Source organism: Streptococcus sp. 2018WUSS126, assembly GCF_044427425.1.
Taxonomy (GTDB): Bacteria; Bacillota; Bacilli; order Lactobacillales; family Streptococcaceae; genus Streptococcus; species Streptococcus hashimotonensis.
Window position 1 is genome coordinate 1 of record NZ_JAOTGB010000022.1, and the last position, 20,209, is coordinate 20,209.

General features: G+C 43.0%; 19 protein-coding genes and 1 pseudogene. All 20 read right to left on the reverse strand.

Going from position 1 to position 20,209, the window contains the following annotated elements:
• Positions 1-136 (reverse strand): annotated as a pseudogene (locus ODU34_RS08455) (IS4 family transposase); the annotation flags it as partial.
• A gap of 569 nt (positions 137-705) precedes the next feature.
• Entirely contained in the window at positions 706-1,605 is a 900-nt protein-coding gene (locus tag ODU34_RS08460; protein ID WP_105138897.1) for a helix-turn-helix domain-containing protein, read from the reverse strand.
• 516 nt (positions 1,606-2,121) lie between these two features.
• Entirely contained in the window at positions 2,122-2,757 is a 636-nt protein-coding gene (locus ODU34_RS08465; RefSeq protein WP_105179229.1) for an HAD-IA family hydrolase, read from the reverse strand.
• Position 2,758: 1 nt separating this feature from the next.
• Positions 2,759-3,505: a GNAT family N-acetyltransferase gene (locus ODU34_RS08470; protein WP_105179230.1), complete on the reverse strand. Its 747-nt coding sequence runs from the start codon at positions 3,503-3,505 to the stop codon at positions 2,759-2,761.
• The gene (gene ruvB, locus ODU34_RS08475; protein ID WP_044758281.1) at positions 3,505-4,506 is read right to left on the reverse strand and encodes a Holliday junction branch migration DNA helicase RuvB; all 1,002 of its coding nucleotides are present in this window, start codon (positions 4,504-4,506) and stop codon (positions 3,505-3,507) included. Before ruvB ends, ODU34_RS08470 begins: the two co-directional genes overlap by 1 nt.
• 247 nt (positions 4,507-4,753) lie before the next feature.
• Complete coding sequence (locus ODU34_RS08480) at positions 4,754-4,927, reverse strand: hypothetical protein (protein WP_169050576.1); 174 nt, start codon at positions 4,925-4,927, stop codon at positions 4,754-4,756.
• 101 nt (positions 4,928-5,028) lie between these two features.
• Complete coding sequence (locus tag ODU34_RS08485) at positions 5,029-6,741, reverse strand: ABC transporter ATP-binding protein (RefSeq protein ID WP_105179231.1); 1,713 nt, start codon at positions 6,739-6,741, stop codon at positions 5,029-5,031.
• A 2-nt stretch (positions 6,742-6,743) separates the two neighbouring features.
• On the reverse strand, positions 6,744-7,514 hold the full coding sequence (locus ODU34_RS08490; RefSeq protein WP_053867148.1) for a hypothetical protein: 771 nt from the start codon (positions 7,512-7,514) through the stop codon (positions 6,744-6,746).
• 5 nt (positions 7,515-7,519) lie between these two features.
• Positions 7,520-8,392: an ABC transporter ATP-binding protein gene (locus tag ODU34_RS08495; protein WP_105179232.1), complete on the reverse strand. Its 873-nt coding sequence runs from the start codon at positions 8,390-8,392 to the stop codon at positions 7,520-7,522.
• A 25-nt stretch (positions 8,393-8,417) separates the two neighbouring features.
• Entirely contained in the window at positions 8,418-9,146 is a 729-nt protein-coding gene (locus tag ODU34_RS08500; RefSeq protein WP_105095697.1) for an amino acid transporter, read from the reverse strand.
• A 325-nt stretch (positions 9,147-9,471) separates the two neighbouring features.
• A complete protein-coding gene (locus ODU34_RS08505; protein ID WP_044763137.1) occupies positions 9,472-10,215 on the reverse strand; it encodes an ABC transporter permease in 744 nt (247 codons plus the stop codon).
• Positions 10,208-11,032, reverse strand: a complete 825-nt coding sequence (locus ODU34_RS08510; RefSeq protein WP_044763140.1) for an ABC transporter ATP-binding protein — start codon at positions 11,030-11,032, stop codon at positions 10,208-10,210. The genes ODU34_RS08505 and ODU34_RS08510 overlap by 8 nt, the downstream gene beginning before the upstream one ends.
• Positions 11,033-11,435: 403 nt before the next feature.
• Entirely contained in the window at positions 11,436-12,728 is a 1,293-nt protein-coding gene (gene purB / locus ODU34_RS08515) for an adenylosuccinate lyase (protein WP_105153208.1), read from the reverse strand.
• 32 nt (positions 12,729-12,760) lie between these two features.
• Positions 12,761-14,089, reverse strand: a complete 1,329-nt coding sequence (locus ODU34_RS08520; RefSeq protein WP_105179233.1) for a hypothetical protein — start codon at positions 14,087-14,089, stop codon at positions 12,761-12,763.
• Positions 14,090-14,101: 12 nt separating this feature from the next.
• Entirely contained in the window at positions 14,102-15,175 is a 1,074-nt protein-coding gene (purK, locus tag ODU34_RS08525) for a 5-(carboxyamino)imidazole ribonucleotide synthase (protein WP_105179234.1), read from the reverse strand.
• The gene (gene purE / locus ODU34_RS08530) at positions 15,162-15,650 is read right to left on the reverse strand and encodes a 5-(carboxyamino)imidazole ribonucleotide mutase (RefSeq protein WP_105179235.1); all 489 of its coding nucleotides are present in this window, start codon (positions 15,648-15,650) and stop codon (positions 15,162-15,164) included. The genes purK and purE overlap by 14 nt, the downstream gene beginning before the upstream one ends.
• A 25-nt stretch (positions 15,651-15,675) precedes the next feature.
• Positions 15,676-16,938: a phosphoribosylamine--glycine ligase gene (gene purD / locus ODU34_RS08535; protein ID WP_398578470.1), complete on the reverse strand. Its 1,263-nt coding sequence runs from the start codon at positions 16,936-16,938 to the stop codon at positions 15,676-15,678.
• A gap of 126 nt (positions 16,939-17,064) precedes the next feature.
• Positions 17,065-18,612, reverse strand: coding sequence for a bifunctional phosphoribosylaminoimidazolecarboxamide formyltransferase/IMP cyclohydrolase (gene purH, locus ODU34_RS08540; RefSeq protein WP_105179237.1), 1,548 nt, complete (start codon positions 18,610-18,612; stop codon positions 17,065-17,067).
• 9 nt (positions 18,613-18,621) lie between these two features.
• Positions 18,622-19,173: a phosphoribosylglycinamide formyltransferase gene (gene purN / locus ODU34_RS08545; RefSeq protein WP_136646876.1), complete on the reverse strand. Its 552-nt coding sequence runs from the start codon at positions 19,171-19,173 to the stop codon at positions 18,622-18,624.
• On the reverse strand, positions 19,170-20,192 hold the full coding sequence (gene purM, locus ODU34_RS08550; RefSeq protein WP_136646877.1) for a phosphoribosylformylglycinamidine cyclo-ligase: 1,023 nt from the start codon (positions 20,190-20,192) through the stop codon (positions 19,170-19,172). The genes purN and purM overlap by 4 nt, the downstream gene beginning before the upstream one ends.
• Positions 20,193-20,209: the final 17 nt, after the last annotated feature.

Genomic DNA, 20,209 nt, shown 5'->3' on the forward strand with positions numbered 1-20,209 from the left:
TAGCTTGAATCATGGTTTTCATCGTTAGCTGACTTTTCCGACTAAAATCTTTTTCAGGATGAAGCACAAACTGGTTTGCGGTGGAAACGATGTCGTTAATACTATCAAGTAAATGAGCTTTAATCTGGTCTAGCATGATTTTTCCCCTTTTATTTCTAGTGTAACATAAAAAACTAACCTACCACAAAACGTGATAGGTTAGCTAACTTAATGACATTGGGCAAAAAGCCCAGCACCGCTTCTCAAAGTTAGTGTCAACATCTCAGCGCAGTGGTTGATTGGGTTTAACAGTCCAGTGGACTGTTAAAGGTTGGAGATAAGATTTGCAAAGCAAATCTCAGCAATTCGTTTTTCACACTCCAAATCTGACCATTACGACTGTTGCGAACAAAGTTCGCTTCATCTCCAACCTCAAACTGTCTCCCAGACAGTTTGAGCTGTGCGGGGGTGGGAGTGAAACAGTCTGGAAATAGACTGTTTCAGCTCAACAACTAGAAATAAAGACTTGTTGACGAACTCTTCTATGAATGGTCGAGTTCTGTCCCACTCCCTTTTTAATAATATTATTCTTCAACCCATGTTCCCCAGTTACCGCCAAGACGACCAAAAAATTTCAAATAGTTAAACATGTTACTAATCTCCTTTAATCTTTATGAGTTTAGTATAATGCTTTTCACAATTCTTCAACAGGACAAAAATGTCACTTTATTGATTGTCAACTCTCCAATCTTCTTCAATCTTTTGTTCTAACTCTCTATTTTCTATCAATTTTGCAAATAGCACCGCATCTAGATAATGCTTTTCAGCCTCATCCCGATCCTTATCCACAAAAAGTGCATATTTCCATTTTAATACACTAACAATGGGCTTTTTCTGAAAATCTTGTGTCGACTGTATAATCTTATCTACACTGTCAAATATCTTTGGTATTGGTTCGTAATATTTTTTACTTCCCAAAATGTTTACACAAGATAATAATGTATCCCTTAGAACAAATAAATCATTTGAATTGATGATATTGATTTGCTCATGTAAATGCTCTATAATTTTCAAAAACTGTCTAAATATTTCTGAATCACAGCTAGATAACCTAACATATTCAAGATGGAGCCTAACAATCAACAAATCATTCAATTCATACTTTCGTTTGCGAAAAATTTGTTCAAAGTAGTCTTCCAGTATCTCTTTTCCAAAGCCTGCTGTACCTGACTCTAAAGTATCAATTCGTGATTGAATCGCATCTATTGCTATCTTCTCCTCCTCAGGCAATTCATCATAATAATCGTCATAGATTTCTGTCATCATGGCATCTCGCTTTTCCGCCAAATCTTCATTACCATAAGTTGGGGTGCGAAGTACATCAAACTTCAGCTTGGAATATCTTTCGGGTAAGGATACGTAATCTGGCATAAGCTCGTAAAGTCCCATACCTAAACGAGTTGCAATATACTGAATCTTTGAAAAAGTCGGCTTGGAAGTACCTGCTTCAATACGAGTTAATTGGCGCACAGAGAGTTCCAGTTCATCGTCACAAAACTGTTCACGTGTCATGCTAACAGATTCTCGTAATTGACGTACACGCTGTCCAAATTCCTTATCGTTCATAAACCACACCTCCAAATATACTTTTTAAATTATATCAAATATATTACACAAATTCCATATCATGCTCTTCTTAAAACAGACGGCTGGATTCGTTTTTTATTATAGCTTGAAGCCATAACAAGATAAAAGAGACTGGGCAAAAAGCCCAGTACCGCTTCTCAAAGTTAGTGTCAACATCTCAGCGCAGTGGTTGATTGGCAGATTTGTTCGTGTTTTACACTCCAAATCTGACCATTACGACTGTTGCGAACAGAGTTCGCTTTATCTCCAACCTCAAACTGTCTCCCAGACAGTTTGAGCTGTGCGGGGGTGGGAGTGAAACAGTCTGGGGATAGACTGTTTCAGCTCAACAACTAGAAATAAAGACTTGTTGACGAACTCTTCTATGAATGGTTGAGTTCTTTCCCGCTCCCATTAATCAAGTAGTCATAGCACTAGCCTAAACGAAGTTCAGCGGACGTCTTTAGATGTTGCTGGAGAGAAACAACTTATAGCTGGTGTACAAGCCACCCGTTTTCACAGGTTGTTATGACTTGATTTATCTGTTAATATTTGTTTTATGTCCAATAAAGAAACAATCTTCCAATTCTGCTCCACGCCATCAATTTGCAGGTTGATGCTATGAATCCCTGCGTTGATAGCTGTTTCTACATCGAGCAGACGGTCGCCGATATAGTAGGTGTTTTCCTTGTCCAGTCCGTATTTTTCGATGAGAAATAGCAGAGCTTCTGGACTTGGTTTGCGGGCAAAACCTGAATCGCTGGTCAAGATTTCTGTGAAATGGTGACGGACACCCAAATCCTCCAAAACCTGAAAAGCATTGTCACTTTTGTGTGTATAAACGAAGTTTTGAATGCCTTGCTGAGCTGTCCAGTCCAAGATTTCTGCCGCACCTGTCATCAAGGGAATCTGCGTATTCTTCTCCTTCAAGGAAGTCGCACGCACACGATTAAGTTCATCGCTATCTAGACCGTACTTGTCCGCATCACGCACCAGCAAATCCTTGACAGAATAGCGAAGAATATATTTTCTCACTTCTTCACGGTCAAAAGGAAGACCAAACTGCTCATAGGTTTCCTGGATGCCAGCCAAAATCGCTTCATAGGAATCCAAGAGCGTTCCATCCAAATCCCAAATAAATGTCGGTGTCATCTTATCTCCATTCATATGCTTGATAGGGCTTGTCCAATTGGTAACCCAATTTTTCAGCCAGTTTCAAGGAAGTCAGAGTATGGGCATCCCAGCTAGGATAGAGATTACGGTCTAAACAAGCTAAGATTAACTGAGCAGCACAAGCTCTAGCCAAACCCAAACCTCGATAGTCTTCCCTAGTATCCACCTCTATCTCAATCCCACCTGAATAACTGGCATAGGATGAGGCACCTGACACCACCTGTTCCTTATGCAAGATGACATAGCCTAGACCCAAGTCTAAAAACTGCTCCACATCAGCATAATTGCCCACCAAATCGCGTGACCAGTCTTCCACCAGACAGGCATCATACAGATTACAGTCAATCACTTTCAGGTCAAACTCTTCAGGTAGGGCATCAATCAGTTTCTGCAAATGCCCAAGGTCAAAACTAGTATCTTTTTTCGTAGCATAACGGGTAAAGGACCGGATATTGTCTCCGTAAGTCCCTTCTATCAAGTCTGACCAGGCCTGGTTTTGGGGGACTAAAATAATATCCTTTCCCTCACATATTTTCAGCAAGTCCATATTTGGTTTTCCGGCCAAAAAACCAAAGAAGCTCTGCCGTCCATAGAGAGCTAAGGCTGACTGGGGCGACTGGCTGTCATCAACATGAATCTGTCCCATTCTGCCTTCTAAACAGGTCCAAATAATTGTCTCAGGCCAATCTCCAAATAAACTGGCTACTTGTCTCATCTGCTCTGCCATTATTTTTCCGTATAGGGATAACCCAAGTGCTCGTAGGCCTTGGCTGTCGCAACCCGCCCCGCCCGTGTCCGCATGAGGAAGCCCTGCTGAATCAGGTAGGGCTCGTACATATCCTCCACTGTTTCACGCTCTTCGGCGATATTGACCGACAGGGTGTTGAGGCCGACAGGACCGCCACCGTACATCTCAATCATGGTCCGAAGAATCTTCTGGTCCACATAGTCCAGCCCCTCACGGTCCACATCCAGCATGGTCAGAGCCTTGTCCGTAATGCTATCGTCAATCAGGCCGTCGCCCATAATCTGTGCAAAATCCCGTACCCGCTTGAGCAGGCGATTGGCGATACGAGGGGTCCCACGCGAACGACGAGCCAGCTCGATAGCTGCTTCATGGGTAATCTCCATGTCAAAGATATCCGCTGTCCGCTCGACAATCTCGGTCAAATCAGCCAGTTCGTAATACTCCATGTGACCAGTGATCCCAAAACGGGCCCGCAGGGGATTGGATAGCATACCCGCACGAGTGGTTGCTCCAATCAGGGTAAAAGGCGGCAACTCCAAATGCACGGAGCGGCTGGCTTCTCCTGCTCCAATCATGATATCAATGTAAAAGTCTTCCATGGCAGAGTAGAGAATTTCCTCAACTGCCATGGGCATACGGTGAATCTCGTCAATAAAGAGGACATCACCAGGCTCCAAATCATTGAGAAGGGCCACCAAATCGCCTGCCTTTTCAATGACAGGCCCACTGGTCTGCTTGATATTCACCCCTAGTTCGTTTGCAATGACAAAGGCCATGGTGGTTTTACCTAAACCTGGAGGACCAAAAAGAAGAGTATGGTCCAAGGCTTCATCACGGAGTTTTGCCGCCTCGATAAAGATTTTCAACTGGTCCTTAACCTTGTCCTGACCGATGTATTCATTTAATTTCTGCGGACGCAGGGTACGCTCGACGTACTCCTCGTCCTGCATTTGTTCCATGTCTAAAATTCGATTTGTCATGAAACCATTATAGCATAAAATGAAAATACCAGACTCAGTGAATCCAGTATTTCCAGGAGATTATATAATCCCTAGCTCTTGTCGCTTGCGGCTTAGAGCTAGGGACACCTTTAGGTGAAAAGTATTTCTGCTATTTCTAGCTTGGATATAGTATAACTCGCCAAGCTTAAGGGAAAGTAAAACAGAATTCATTTCATGTGTTTTTCATTATTTATAAAAACATCTGTGATTTTTGCTCACAGCTACTTTACTCCTCAATTCGCACATGAACAAACCATTTGTCAATACTCCTCTTCCCAGAACGCCGTAACCACTCTGCCATTCCCTCCATATATTTTTCAAACCTTTCTTCCATTTTTGAAACTTTCGAGTCCCCGCTATCATTTCCTCCCAAAGATAATGTGTAAGTTGTTTGTTTCATTCTTTTCTCCTATCTATTTATTGTACAAGTAATCATCAGTATTCCATTTTATTATTAGGTAACCCTAGACTTAGACTAGTCGGTCCATCGACTCCCATTCACTAACTGGCTTGCGGTAAGCCTCTTAAGAAATCTTGATAGAGATGATTTCTCTCCACTAACTGCTGATGAGGACCATAATCGGCCACTTGCCCATTTTTATCCAAGACCAAAATAGCATCCGCTTCACGCACTGTGTGCAAACGATGAGCAATGGTTAGCCTTGTTTTCCCAGCTGTTAAACGGTCAATCGCTTTGCTAATGACACGTTCTGTGACAGTATCTAAACTTGCTGTCGCCTCATCCAACAAATAGATAGGATGCTCTAACAACAAGGCTCTCGCAATGCTAAACCGTTGTTTTTGGCCTTCCGACAAACCTGTCCCATTTTCTGAAATCCGAGTATCTAAACCATCTTCCAGCTCAGCTACTAAATGAGACAATCCCAACTCCTTGAGAATATGAGCAATACGCTCTTCAGACACAGACTCGTTCTTTCCATACAATAGATTTTCTCTAATCGTCCCATGGAAGAGAGTATTATTTTGAGGTATGAAGGAAATCAGCCTTCTCATCTCCTTGGTTGAAATATCACTTAAGCATTGTTGACCAATCCGAATCTCTCCTTGGTAGTCTTGATAGTATTTCATCAGCAAGGCAAAAATAGTTGATTTTCCTGCCCCACTTGGACCAACAATCGCCACATGAGCTCCCTCAGGAATTCTAACCGATACTCCATTCAAAACCGGATCTGTATGATAGGAAAAACGAATATTTTCCAAGTGGATACTAGTAGCATCAACCAACTCTGTATCTACCTGTTCTTCCTTAGTCAGTTCCAGCAATTCTACCAAACGTTTAGACACCGCCTGAAACTCCGTTAGTTCATTTAAGGAAGAGGCAATATCTGTTACTGGATCAATCAGTTGCATCATGTACAATACGAAGGTTGTCAATGTAGCCATGGTCATCACTCCCTTGGTCACTTCTATACCTGCTACAAGCAACATCAGAATGATAAATCCTGTCATCAAGCTACTAACTAAAGTATGTTGCACCGCTGATAGTCTAATCATTCTCTCAAAGGTTTGTGACAGTTTCTGAAAAGACTTGCCCATCTCTCGTTGTTCATGCTTTTCTCCCTGAAAGGCCTTCATCAAACGAATCGTTGTAAATTTATGACTAATTCTACTAGAAACCTGCCCTAATCCCTCTTGGTAAGCAGAGTAGTAACCTTCCAACCGCTGATTCATTGGAATCATAACCATTGACAACAAAGGAAGCAACAAGAGACTAAGACCCGTGAGCCACGGACTGATGGTCCACAGAAAATAAATTGACCCGATAACCATCAAACCATTCATCAAGAAATTTGGAAGAATAACGGTGATGAAGTTCAGAACAACCGACATATCATTGGTCAAACGACTGGCAAGATCGCCGGATTGGTACTGTTCCAAGTCCTTTACAGATGTGGTCAACAAGGATTCATAAATATATTGTTGCAACTGTTTGAGTGCGTTACTACCACTACGCCCGATGAAATAATTGGATAGAGCTTGTACCGTATAGACCGATACAAAGAAAAGGATGAAGCCAGCCAGCAATTCTGGTCGTGTTAATAGATTGCTTAAATAGGTTTGATCTAGCAACTGACCAATAAACTGGGGAAGAAGCAAACCCATTCCAACCCCAAGAGCACTCAGCACTATTCCAAACAAGAACATCGTTTTATTGAACGATTTCAACAACACTCCTACGAGTCTTCTATTCATACCTAGAACTCCAAATTCTTGAACTTTTTCACAGCAATTTTAGTAAATACGAGTACGTAAACAATTGTGACACCGATAGCTCCTAAGTAAGCAAGTCCCACTCCTGTAAGACCTTCGCTCGCTAAAGGCATATAACTAGTTGGAAAAAGCATCGCAACTGGACCGCCAACAACTGCTAAAATCATCATCGTAATCGTCACCAAAAATCCTGTGACCATTGTGGTAATATTTTTCAGATACAAACAAAGAGCCGTTGCCAAACTAACTGATAAAATATCTTTTAGCAAATAAGCGACAATACAGAACACATTACTCAAGCTCTCTGCCAAACTAGTATCAAAAACGGACGGACTGCCAAAAGGCAGATGGATTACCCTGACATAATGTACAAATGCAGATGTCGCAAAGAAGAGACCATAGAAAATAACAATTGTTGCTAATAGACCCAAATATTTCGACCAGAAAATCTGCTTCCGCCCAAGATCTCTGTATAAAAACATGGTATGTTCATCTACTTCTTTCCTAAAGACAGAGATAGCCAAGAAATACAGGGTCAAACTAGGAAGAATAAAACTATCCACAGAGCTCATCATCATATTCGTAAAGGCAACGAGACTAACCGACCCCTCACTAGCATGAATTTGCATAAAATTCGACCCTTCAATAAATGAAGTGACCAGATAAATAAAAGGAAACAAAGTGAACAGGAGATAAATCTGCGTCTCCTTTCGCTTCCAAATCGTTTTAAAGATAGCTGGAAAAATTTGCTTCATACTCACTACCCTTTCGTAAAGATTTCTTTCAAGTGATTCTCTTTCACTTCTAGTTTCACAATCAATTCTTGACGAGCCAGCACACCAAAAATCTGATTTAGCTCACTTGTAGGTGTAGCAGTGGAAATCTCTAACACTTCCCCCTCTAGCACCACATGGTCATTGAGCAAAGCCTCTACAGAATCTAGGTTTTTAGTCGTATCCAACTGCACGAGTACACTTGGATGAGATTTACCTTCAAAAGCCTCGGCCAATTCTCCCGATTCGATATAGACATAGCGGCTGCACAAGGCCTCCAGCTCACCTAGTTGGTGACTCGAAATCAGCATGGAAATTTGTCGCTCACTAGACCACTGCTTCAAAATATCAATCAATTTCTGAACACCAATCGGGTCCAAGCCCACAAACGGCTCATCTAAGATAAGGAAATCTGGCTCCGCAACCAAGGCAATTGCCAAAGCAGTCCGTTGTTTCATACCAAACGAGAATCCCTTTGGTTTCCGATTGCGAGCATCCCATAACTCTACCAATTTCAAGGTCTTCTCAATATTTGGATAGAGCTCTTTTTTCCCATGCAGGTCCAAATAAAACTTAAGATTGTCTATAACTGTCATTTCTGGATAGAAGACTGGATCAATCATAATCCCAAAGTCTACCAACAAATTATCTTGGCTAAAAATATCCGTACCCTTATAGGTAATGGTTCCCGAACTTGGTTTTAGGGACTTGCCCATTAATTTCATGAGCGTGGATTTTCCAGCTCCGTTTTTCCCAATCAGACCAACAATCTCGCCCTTATTGATCTCCAAACTCACATCTTTTAGTGAGTAAAATTCGTTTCCTGCAAACTGTTTTGATAAATGATTGATTTTAAGCATAAGTAACTCCATTTTCTAACTATTTCTAAAATTCCAGCTTTTCAAAGTTCGAACGGCCTTTGAGATAGATAGCAACAATATAAAATGTCGTTATAGCTGCTACCAAGGACCATGCAAGCAGTGGCTGATTAAAGCTCATCTGAGCATAGCCATTCGGTACGACATAATGAACTCCAATGAGAAATGGTGCAGTTGTTGTAAACAGCGACCAAAAAACTCCTGCTAAAACTGCCTGTAAGGATTTGGCTTTGATAGAAACCATGGCAACCAATAGAATACCGATAACATTGATTGAAATTGTTGCAAAAATAGATAGGAGAGTGGACTGTACATTATTCCAATCATCCGATACTACTTTTCCAGAAGCATTCAAGAAACCAAAATAAGCAATCGCACTTGTCAGCATTGTTAGAAGGACATAAGAGGCATACATCGTCACTAAACTAATGATTTTTGCATTAAAAAGTCGAGTTCTATTCAGATCTTTATATAAAAATAGAATACCGCTATCAATCTCATCCCTAAAAACTGCGGAAATTATCAAGGATAACAGCAATGTTGGTAACACAATCCCATCCTGTGTTGCCAATGCTGCCCCTAGAAAATCTAAAAAATTGTCTGTATATTCAGCCTTTACGCCTACCAAAAATTTGGACAATATAGGAACTAAGATTGGTAAACCAGCAAAGGCATAGAACAAAGCAACATCTCTTCTATAGATAATCGATTTAAAAATAGACCTAAACATATTCATATTGTTTCCCCTTTTTATCAATAAGATAGATGAGCAATAACTCCCTCACCTATTTATTCGTAAACAAAAAGAAAAATTCTCTGGAAAAACCAAAGAATTTTAATACTCATATTTCACCATCAATTATGGTCTCAAATAATGTGCCGCCACATAACCAACAACGAAACCTGTAACTGCAGCTACTAGCATGTATTTCTCCTCCTTCATAATATAATACTCTTTCTTCAATTTCCTATTAGTTTTGAATACAATAAACAATAATTCCTACACCGACACCGATAATGAATGCTGATACCATAAATTTCTCCTTTCTAATTTATTCATATTATAAAGAATATTGAATTTTTTCTTTTATTCCTGATAGGGAGTTCCTAAAATATTTCCTCCAATTTCCCAAATAGAGAATCAAGGCCAAACTAATCAGGACAATCCACCCCAATAGGTAATAGAATTCTTGATTCAAAAGTTCAAAATGGGGATTTTTGAAAAATTCAATATAAGCTCCTAGAAAACTATATTTCAAAATCTGACCCACTGTCTCATTCATCAAAGACAGGCTAGGTCCCATAGATACTGCCATTGTGATAAGCATCGAGGTAACCTGTGACTTGGATTGAGATTGGGAAGTTGCCCCGATTAAAAGGTTGATTAAAATGGAAGCCAGTGATGTCAAAAGCATGATAACCGAATAGCTAAGAATATATCCTGATACATCAGCCTGTGTGATAGCTGGAAATAGAATGAGGTTGACAAAGCTAATGACAACAGGATAACACAAAATAGACAGCACATATTCACTCGGGCGAACACCTGTCAGTAACAAGGTAGACAGATTATTCTTTTCCTTTTCTTCAGAAATCATTGCTGATATAGGACTTCCTACTGACATACCAATAGCCATTGAAAAACAAATTCCCATTAAATCCATTGCCTTGGTATCATCTGTTTTCATCACAAACTTAAACAGTAGTAACATGAAATAGGGCATCAATACTGGCAATAGAATGTTCTTATTGGTCACCAAGACTTGTGTTCGAAGCCAAAGTAAGGCTAAAAATCGTTTATACATTTAAGGTTGCTCCTGTCTGTTGAATAAAAATGTCTTCCAAAGTCGGCTCACAAGAGTGAATAGTGGTTGCCTGAGCTAACTTCTCAGGTGTCAACTCACTAAACAACAGCTCAGTATCACTACCATCCTCAAAAGTAACCCTCGCTTTTTTAGTGACATTGTACTTATGAATCAAATCCTGCGGACTTCCCTTTTCAACCAAATTTCCTTGATTCAATAGAACCAATTGATCACATAAGAATGTCGCTTCTGCCATATCATGCGTGGTCAAGAAGATCGTCGTCCCCTTACCCTTTAGCTCCAATAAGAGTTCATGAATCCGCTTTGAAGTTGTGGGATCTAGACCGCTTGTCGGCTCATCAAGAAACAATACTTTTGGTGAATTGATTAAGGCTCTTGCAAGCAACATTCGTTGCTTCATGCCTGTAGATAGTTTTTCTGCAATTGTCTTTTTACTATCCAGCAACCCTACTTTTTGTAGAATAACCTCTACTTCTTTCGAACTGACACCAAAGAATTTTGCATAGAACAACAAATTATTTTCCAAGGTCATCTTCTCGAAGAAACCACTTGAATCACTGACCAAGCCCATTGCTTCAAAGTCCTCTGGTGACAATAGGGTCGATTCTTTACCTAGTAGATAAGATTTTCCGCTATCTGCTGGTAGCTGCCCGGTAATAATCTTAATCATGGTTGTCTTCCCCGAGCCAGAGGGACCCAAGAATCCAAAGATTTGTCCTTCTTGAATATCAAAGCTAATGTTGTCTAAGGCAACCTTGTCTCCAAACTGTTTATAGATATGTTGAACTGTTATCATCTCTACTCCCCTAAATTAAAACAAACTTATTTTTTCCACCATGATAAAATCCATAAAGCTGGTGCTATAATCATCCTTCTTCTCCTTTCATTTTTCCTACACTTGTTTATTCGTAAATCATTTGGAAAATGATTTATTTTTTCAAGTGTGTATCTCCTTGAGGGGTGTTTTCCCTCTCACTTACTTATTCGCAAGTCGTTATCATTTTTTAAAAAAATCTTACTTTTTTGAATTAGTAGTGAGCTTGCTTCCCCCACACTTATCTATTCGTAAACTTTTGTAAAAAATAATTTATTTTTACTCACGAATGATTGTCTAGCGGAGGGAGCTTGTTTTCCCCTTCACCTATTTATTCGCAAGTAAACAAAAAAATTCTCTGGAAAATCCAAAGAATTTTAATTTTTTATAATCCAAGTCGTTCAAAGATGTCATCCACCCGCTTCGCATAGTAGTCTGGGTTGAAGAGTTCATCAATTTCTTCCTGGCTGAGTTTAGCTGTCACACGCTCATCTGCTTCAAGAAGAGGTTTAAAGTCCACTTGATTGTCCCATGATTGCGCCGTTTTTGGTTGCACCAAATCATAGGCTTCCTCACGGGTCATACCTTTCTCAATCAGGCTAAGCATCACACGTTGGCTGTAAATCAAGCCAAAAGTCGACTCCATATTGCGTTTCATATTTTCAGGGAAGACCGTCAAGTTCTTGACGATATTGCCAAAACGATTGAGCATATAGTTGATGAGGATGGTCGTATCCGGCGTGATAATCCGCTCCGCTGACGAGTGGGAAATATCGCGTTCGTGCCAGAGAGCCACATTCTCAAAAGCCGTCACCAAGTGTCCACGCACCACACGAGCCAGTCCGGTCATATTTTCAGAGCCGATAGGGTTGCGTTTATGGGGCATAGCAGAGCTGCCCTTTTGGCCTTTGGCGAAATACTCTTCGACTTCGCGTTGTTCAGATTTTTGTAGCCCACGGATTTCTGTCGCCATACGCTCGATAGACGTTGCAATCAAGGCTAGGGCTGAGAAATATTCTGCATGAAGGTCACGAGGAAGGACCTGAGTTGAAATTTCCTGCGGACGAATACCCAATTTACCACAAACATACTCTTCCACAAATGGAGGAATGTTGGCAAAGTTTCCAACTGCACCTGAAATTTTACCAGCTTCGACACCCTTAGCCGCCACATCAAAACGCTCCATATTGCGTTTCATTTCGCTGTACCAAGTCGCCAGTTTAAGACCGAAGGTCGTTGGCTCCGCATGGACACCGTGAGTCCGCCCCATCATGATGGTATACTTGTGCTCACGCGCCTTGTCGGCGATAATATTGGTAAAGTTTTCAAGGTCACGACGGATAATGTCGTTGGCCTGCTTGTAGAGGTAACCGTAAGCCGTGTCCACCACATCGGTCGAAGTCAGACCATAGTGGACCCACTTGCGTTCCTCACCAAGACTTTCCGAAACCGCACGCGTGAAAGCCACCACATCGTGACGGGTTTCCTCTTCAATCTCTAAAATGCGGTCGATGTCAAAAGTCGCCTTCTCACGAATCAAGGCCACATCTTCTTTGGGAATCTCACCCAACTCAGCCCAAGCCTCATCAGCGAGGATTTCCACTTCCAACCAAGCCTTGTACTTGTTCTCTTCACTCCAAATAGCCGCCATCTCAGGACGGGAATAACGTGATAGCATGTTTTGTTTTCTCCTTACTAAGAATTAAGAAATTATGCAAACTTAGATTTCAAAGTTTGAATTTGAGTTTTTTGAATAGGAAATGGAATAAGAGAATGTTCATGATAAGTCAGTAAACTTCTTATTCTTTCCTTTTGATTCGCTGTGAGAGTTTGTGAAACTGAATTCAATCGAGTAATTAGATTTTCAATTCCTTTTGGAGTTAAATTTTGCAACATTTTTTCACAATCCGCTGCAGCACTCCAGCTAATTCCGTAAGAATTACCAACATAACAATCTAAATTGACCTGTACATACTTCCCAATAATTTGTTCCGGTATCGGATTAATTTGCTCAGATAACTCTTGAAGTCTTTCTGCAAATGGAGGTTCATTATAAAAGTTATTCATCCCACAATGTGCTGTTCGTAAATTATTTATTGCTTTACTAAACGAAGAAATTTTCTCAACCTCTGAAAGACTATTCAATTGACCTATTTCTTCAAAAAACTTTTTGGAATTGGTTCTCTGATCTGGTGTCCCTGATAATAAGTATTGATTATGCTTATCCAATAGCTCTATAATAATATCAGGATTTTCAGATAATAATTCTGATGTTCCTTTTGCAATCGCCAAGGCGTTAGAACGAACCAAGCTAGATTTAGAGGAGTCTATATAATTTGAATAAAGTAATTTATATACCAAAGTCTGCTGTGAACGAAATGTTGACTTCAAGAGACTAACAAAATGACTCAATACCTCTGTATCTTGATCACCTGAAAGCACAGCATTCAAAGACTTTATATCAATTCCTGCACTAATTGCCGATTCTGACAAACCGTACTTACAGCAACGACTAATAAAAGTAACAAGTTCTCTATCATCTATATTAATATTTGATGGATGAGCTATAGATGCATTATTTCTAATTTCTCGACACTGTTGTAAATAAAAATGTCCTTGTTCATCAATAATATTTAGCTGATAACACAAATCTAATAAATCTACATCTTGAATTTTGTCTAAAAAATTGTCTGGCTTAGAATTACCTGAAATTTGCGCAATCATCTCCATACCAAATGAACTGACTCGACTACGAAGTTCCGTAATTACACAATTCCATACATATATTATCGCTCCATCAAACAATCCAACCGAAGAAGCAATACAAGCCTTTGCAATAAATTGATTCCGTAATCTAGGAGGAATTAAGTTTAATTCTCTAGGTAATAACATTAAAGCCGTACTTATTTCATCATTTGGTGGCAAAATTTCTCTTGGCATCCCTAATGATTTTACAACTTCATCCACCACTAAATTCCCTTGAGTCGTTAAACTACTTGGATTTAAATTAACATTTTCTTCCGAAACTAAATCATTCATCGGATTTTCCTCCTAAAATTCTACAACCTCATCTGGTACGCCACCCAACACCGTCACATGTCCCATTTTGCGATTGTGCTTCGCTTCTAGTTTACCATAAAAGTGGGGATGGGCGGTAGGGTTTTCTTGAAGAAAAGCTTGCGTTGCTTCCATGTCTTGTCCTAGGACGTTAATCATAACGGCTGGAGAAAGCAGGCAGATAGGAGGTAGAGTCTCCCCTAGGATGCCTCGGATATGGGTATCAAACTGTGAAAAATCACAAGCTTCAATGGAATAATGCCCCGAATTATGAGGGCGAGGGGCGATTTCGTTGACCAGAATATCCTGACCTGCCACAAACATTTCAACGCAGAGGGTACCTGCTAAATGGAGCTTGTCTGCGATTTGCAGGGCCATTGTTTTGGCTTTTTCAGCTAGGTCGTCAGAAATACGGGCAGGCACGATAGTCTTGTAAAGAATATTATTGCGGTGGATATTTTCCTGTACAGGAAAGACGGTATAGTCGGAGCCATTCCCAGACACAAGGACAGAGATTTCCAGGTCAAAATTCACAAACTCTTCCAAGACACACTCGGCAGAGTTGGCTAGTCGACTAGCCTCTATCAAGTCCGCTTCTTCTCGAATGACCTTCTGGCCATGTCCATCATAGCCCCCAGTGGCTGTTTTTAAGACATAGTTTTTGCTGAGGTCCAGACCTTCTAAATCCAGGCTAGATGTGACGACTTTGTAGGGTGCGACTTGCACGCCAGCTTTTTTTGCCAAAAAATCCTTCTCAAAAATGCGGTTCTGGGAAATGCGGAGCAGGTCTGTCCCTTGAGGGAGCTGGCCGTCCTTGATGACCGCGTCCAGTCCGTCGGCATCGACATTTTCAAACTCGTAGGTCAGGACATCGCACCGCTCCGCCAACTGTTTGAGGGCCGCCACATCGTGATAGGGAGCGACGATGACCTCGCTGACCTTGGAGGCTGGGCAGTCCGCCGCGGGATCCAGCGTGATCACCTTGTGTCCCATATAAATAGCAGAAATGGCCATCATCTGACCTAGCTGACCACCGCCAATAATACCTATCGTTTTAGATGAGGTCATCTGTCATCGCCTCCGCAATTTTTTCCTGTTCCTTGGCAAAATCTGCCAGTTGAGCTGCAATGGTTTGGTCTTCAATAGAGAGAATACGAAGAGCTGTCAGAGCTGCGTTGGTAGCACCTGCTTCACCAATCGCCATAGTCGCAACAGGCACGCCAGCAGGCATTTGTACGATAGAATAGAGGGAATCTACACCGCTGAGGGCACGGGATTGAACAGGGACACCGATAACAGGCAAGGTCGTCTTAGCTGCCACCATACCTGGCAAATGAGCCGCACCGCCCGCTCCTGCGATAATGACCTTGATGCCACGGCCGCGAGCTTCCTCAGCGTGACGGAACATGAGGTCTGGCGTGCGGTGGGCAGACACTACTTTCTTTTCATAGGCTACGCCAAATTTGTCTAGCACATCGGCTGTTTTTTTCATGGTTTTCCAGTCGGAGCTAGACCCCATGATGATGGAAATTGGAATGTTCATACTTGTCTTTCCTTTTCTCTGTCCCTTATTTTACTGCCTTGCTTCCAATATCTGTCCGATAAAAGAGGCCTGTCGTATCTTGATTTTTCAACTCCGAGTAAATTTTTTCTTGGGCTTCTTGGACGGTGTCTGCTGTGGTGACTAGCATATAGACCCGACCGCCGTTAGAGAGCAGTGCTCTGCTATTTTCCGCAAAACGAGCCCCAGCATAGTAGGTCGTGATGTCGCCCTCAGTCTTCGCTGGCAACTCTACGCCTTTCTCATAGTCCAGTGGGTAGCCATTTGAAGCCACGACCACACCGAGCGTCACGCCACTATCCAGCCAAGTCAGCTGTGTAGGACGTTTGTGGAGGATATCGTCGATGTTCTGAGCAAAGTCAGAGGTCAGGCGAGGCAGGATAATCTGAGTTTCTGGGTCGCCAAATCGAGCGTTGAACTCAATGACTTTAGGACCTTGATCGGTCAAAATCAAGCCAGCATAGAGCACGCCCAAATAAGACCGCCCCTCCGCAATCATGCCGTCCAGAATGGGCTTGACAATGGTGTCAACCGCTGTGTCCACCACGCTTTGAGGCAGGTGGGGAACAGGAGCGTAAGCCCCCATACCGCCTGTGTTGGGACCTTGGTCGCCGTCAAAGGCACGCTTGTGGTCCTGGGCTGTCGGCATGATGTAGAACTGGTCGCCGTTGACCAGGGCAAAGAGGGAAAACTCCTCGCCCGCCAAGAACTCCTCGATGACTACGCGGGCACCCGAGTCGCCAAACTTGTTATCCAAGAGCATCTCCCGTGCCGCTTCGACCGCCTGCTCGACGGTTTCTGCCACGACCACGCCCTTGCCCAGTGCCAAGCCGTCCGCCTTGACCACGATGGGAGCCCCCTGCTCTTCGATGTAGGCTTTGGCTTCTTCGAAGTTGGAAAATGTGCCAAAGGCTGCTGTTGGAATGCCGTATTTGACCATGATTTGCTTAGCAAATTCTTTTGACCACTCCAGCTCCGCGGCTAGACGACTCGGGCCAAAAGCCTTAAGTCCCGCCTGTTCAAAATCATCAACGATACCTGCTGCTAAAGCATCGTCTGGACCAACAAATGTCCAAGCAATATCATTTTCCTTAGCAAAATTGATCAGAGCAGAATGTTCGGAAATTCCGATATTGACCAACTCAATACCGTCTAATATCATCCCGTCATTTCCAGGAGCGACAAAGACCTGTTCCACCTGCTCAGACTCTAATAATTTCTTTGCAACAGCATGTTCACGACCACCAGACCCGACAACCAAAAGTTTCATTTTTCACACCTCAAAAACGGATTTTCTATAAACAGTATAGCAAAAACAGACGGATTTTGACAGAAAGAATAGAAGAATGTTCGGGAATGGAAAAAGCTCACACAAGTGTGAGCTAGATACAGTCTCTCAATGTCTAAAATGTCTGACTCCCGTAAAGACCATAGTCAAGCCGTACTTGTTGGCCATGTCAATAGAGTCTTGATCGCGGACAGAGCCACCTGGTTGGATAATAGCCTTGATACCTGCCGCTGCGATTTCTTCCACGTTATCAGCAAAGGGGAAGAAGGCATCCGACGCCAAAACAGCTCCTTCTAAACGGTCCTTGGCCTGCTCGATGGCGATGCGGACGGAAGCCACACGGTTGGTTTGCCCTGGTCCTACGCCCAAGGTCATCTTGTCATTGGTGATGATGATGCCGTTGGACTTGACATATTTAGAGGACTTCCAAGCGAACTCCATGGCCGCCCACTCTTGCTCGGACGGTTGACGCTCGGTCACCACCTGCCAGTCCGCTGGGCTTTCCACCACCACGTCCTGATCCTGCACCAAGAGCCCGCCGACAACGCCTGTGAACTCTTTTTCCACTTCACTTGCATCCTGTGTGTCAAATGCCAACTCCAAAATCCGCAGATTTTTCTTTTTATTGGTCAAAATAGCTAAGGCTTCTGCCGAGTAGCTCGGTGCGATGATGATTTCTAAGAAAATCGGGTGCATCTTTTCAGCCGTCGCAGCATCTACTTCTCTGTTCAGCACGACGATGCCTCCGAAAATCGATACTGGGTCAGCCTCATAAGCGTAATCCCAAGCCTGTTCAATGGTTTCTGCCTGCCCGATACCACAAGGGTTCATGTGTTTGAGAGCCACAACAGTTGGACGGTCCTTGAAATCACGGATAATCCGAATGGCCGCATCCGCATCACGAATGTTGTTGAAAGACAGCTCCTTACCATTTAACTGCTTAGCAGAAGCAATCGAATAGGCAGTCGGAAGGGCATTTTGGTAGAAATCCGCATTTTGCTGGGGATTTTCTCCGTAACGCATAGGCTGATTGAGGTCGTAGGTAATGGTAAGTTTTTCAGGCTTATCTTCGCCCACTTGCTTGGTAAAATAATCTGCTATTAGGGCATCATAAGCTGCGGTATGACGGAATACCTTTGCAGCCAATCGCTGACGTGTTGCATAGCTCGTTTCCCCCTGCTCTGCAATTTCCCCTAAGACCGTCGGATAATCTGCCGGATCCACCACAACGGTCACGCTGGCGTGGTTTTTGGCCGCAGAACGAAGCATGGACGGTCCACCGATGTCAATATTCTCCACCGCCAAATCATAGGTCACATCTGGACATAAAATAGTCTCTTTGAAGGGATAAAGGTTAACCACTACCAAGTCAATCAAGCCGATTTCATGGTCGCTAGCTGCTTGTAGGTGGCTGTCCAAATCCCGACGTGCTAACAAACCACCGTGTATTTTCGGGTGAAGAGTCTTGACACGACCGTCCATCATCTCAGGAAAACCAGTCACATCGTCAATGGCGATGGTAGTTACACCAGCCTGATCCAAGGCAACCTTGGTACCACCGGTGGAGATAATTTCCCAACCAAACTTGGTCAATTCTTGGGCAAACTCTACAATGCCTGCCTTATCGGATACGCTAATTAACGCACGTTTTGTCATGATTTCTCCTTATTTTCTCACTGCCCCCAACTCCTCCAGGGCCGCTGGATAGAGTTGGTACTCTGCTTCATGTATTCTGGCTTCGAAGCTTTCTAAGCTATCATTAGCTAGTCTAGGCACACGGACTTGTTTGATGATTTGTCCTGTGTCAACGCCGTTATCAACCCAGTGGACTGTTACGCCACTTTCAGATACTCCTGCCTGCCAGGCGTCTTCAATACCATGGGCTCCTGGAAATTCAGGCAAGTAGGCGGGGTGGATATTGATGATCCGACCTTCATACTGAACCAGCAGGGTTGGTCCCACAATCTTCATATAGCCTGCCAAGACCACCAAGTCAATCTGGTGCTTGTCTAATAGTTGGATAAGGGCTTCTTCGTAGGCCTGTTTATCTGCAAACTCTTTTAATTCAAAAGCAAAGGCAGGCACCCCTAGTTTTTCAGCCCGTTCCAAGACATAGGCATTTCTACGGTCTGAAAAGACAAAAGCTACTTCAAACTGCTCTGCGATGACTTGGAAATTGGAGCCGTTGCCTGATGCAAACACTGCTATTCGTTTCATTTGATGACCACACTCTTATCTTCCTTGGCGATGATGCGACCAATGGTGTAAACTTCCTCGTCAACTAGTTGACAAACACTGTCAACCTTGTCTGGACTGACTGCCAGAACTAAACCGATACCCATGTTGAAAATTTCAAACATTTCTTCATGCTTGATGTGGCCATATTTTTCAAGAGCTGTAAAGATTGGAAGGACTGGAATCTTGTCCTCTTCAATCTCAGCTGCAAGATTATCAGCAAACATACGGGGAATATTTTCGATGAAACCACCGCCTGTGATATGGGCAATACCATTGACCAGCCCTGCTTTTACCAGAGGCAATACCTGCTGGACATAGATACGTGTCGGCTCTAAGAGAACATCCTTTAGAGCTCTGCCATTGAGCTCTGGCAACAGAGCGTCGCCAGAAACATCTGCAAAAACGCGGCGGACCAGGGAATAGCCGTTGGAGTGGATGCCGCTGGAAGCTAGGCCGAGGAGAGTGTCGCCTTCCTGGACCTTACTGCCGTCGATAATCTGGGATTTCTCCGCAATGCCGACGGCAAAGCCAGCCAGGTCATAGTCATCCTCGCCGTACATACCAGGCATTTCAGCTGTTTCACCGCCAATCAGGCCGCAACCAGCTTGGACACAGCCTTCAGCCACACCGGCCACCACCTGCTCCAGCTTGGCTGGTTCATTTTTTCCTGTCGCGATGTAGTCGAGGAAATAAAGTGGCTCCGCACCTGCTGCGATGATGTCGTTGACACACATAGCCACGCAATCCTGACCAATGGTGTCGTGCTTGTCGTACTGAATCGCCAACATGAGCTTGGTGCCGACACCGTCTGTTCCTGATACCAAGACTGGCTCTTTGACATCCAGTTTGGTTAGATCAAACATCCCGCCAAAACCACCAAGAGCCCCCATCACACCCAGGCGTTCTGTCCGAGCTACGTACTTCTTGATGCGTTCGACAACTTCATATCCTGCTTCGACGTCAACGCCCGATTGGGCGTAGGCATTTTTATTTGTCATTTTGATTCCTTTCAACA

Bases quoted from the DNA above. Each gene is read 5' to 3' on its own strand.
- ODU34_RS08480 (WP_169050576.1), bottom strand. From the start codon at position 4,927: ATGAAACAAACAACTTACACATTATCTTTGGGAGGAAATGATAGCGGG.
- purE (WP_105179235.1), bottom strand. From the start codon at position 15,650: ATGAACATTCCAATTTCCATCATCATGGGGTCTAGCTCCGACTGGAAA.
- ODU34_RS08495 (WP_105179232.1), bottom strand. From the start codon at position 8,392: ATGCTTAAAATCAATCATTTATCAAAACAGTTTGCAGGAAACGAATTT.
- ODU34_RS08460 (WP_105138897.1), bottom strand. From the start codon at position 1,605: ATGAACGATAAGGAATTTGGACAGCGTGTACGTCAATTACGAGAATCT.
- purM (WP_136646877.1), bottom strand. From the start codon at position 20,192: ATGACAAATAAAAATGCCTACGCCCAATCGGGCGTTGACGTCGAAGCA.
- purH (WP_105179237.1), bottom strand. From the start codon at position 18,612: ATGACAAAACGTGCGTTAATTAGCGTATCCGATAAGGCAGGCATTGTA.
- purK (WP_105179234.1), bottom strand. From the start codon at position 15,175: ATGACCTCATCTAAAACGATAGGTATTATTGGCGGTGGTCAGCTAGGT.
- ODU34_RS08505 (WP_044763137.1), bottom strand. From the start codon at position 10,215: ATGTATAAACGATTTTTAGCCTTACTTTGGCTTCGAACACAAGTCTTG.
- ODU34_RS08485 (WP_105179231.1), bottom strand. From the start codon at position 6,741: ATGAATAGAAGACTCGTAGGAGTGTTGTTGAAATCGTTCAATAAAACG.
- ODU34_RS08500 (WP_105095697.1), bottom strand. From the start codon at position 9,146: ATGAATATGTTTAGGTCTATTTTTAAATCGATTATCTATAGAAGAGAT.
- ODU34_RS08470 (WP_105179230.1), bottom strand. From the start codon at position 3,505: ATGGCAGAGCAGATGAGACAAGTAGCCAGTTTATTTGGAGATTGGCCT.
- ruvB (WP_044758281.1), bottom strand. From the start codon at position 4,506: ATGACAAATCGAATTTTAGACATGGAACAAATGCAGGACGAGGAGTAC.
- purD (WP_398578470.1), bottom strand. From the start codon at position 16,938: ATGAAACTTTTGGTTGTCGGGTCTGGTGGTCGTGAACATGCTGTTGCA.
- ODU34_RS08490 (WP_053867148.1), bottom strand. From the start codon at position 7,514: ATGAAGCAAATTTTTCCAGCTATCTTTAAAACGATTTGGAAGCGAAAG.
- ODU34_RS08510 (WP_044763140.1), bottom strand. From the start codon at position 11,032: ATGATAACAGTTCAACATATCTATAAACAGTTTGGAGACAAGGTTGCC.
- purB (WP_105153208.1), bottom strand. From the start codon at position 12,728: ATGCTATCACGTTATTCCCGTCCTGAGATGGCGGCTATTTGGAGTGAA.
- purN (WP_136646876.1), bottom strand. From the start codon at position 19,173: ATGAAACGAATAGCAGTGTTTGCATCAGGCAACGGCTCCAATTTCCAA.
- ODU34_RS08520 (WP_105179233.1), bottom strand. From the start codon at position 14,089: ATGAATGATTTAGTTTCGGAAGAAAATGTTAATTTAAATCCAAGTAGT.
- ODU34_RS08465 (WP_105179229.1), bottom strand. From the start codon at position 2,757: ATGACACCGACATTTATTTGGGATTTGGATGGAACGCTCTTGGATTCC.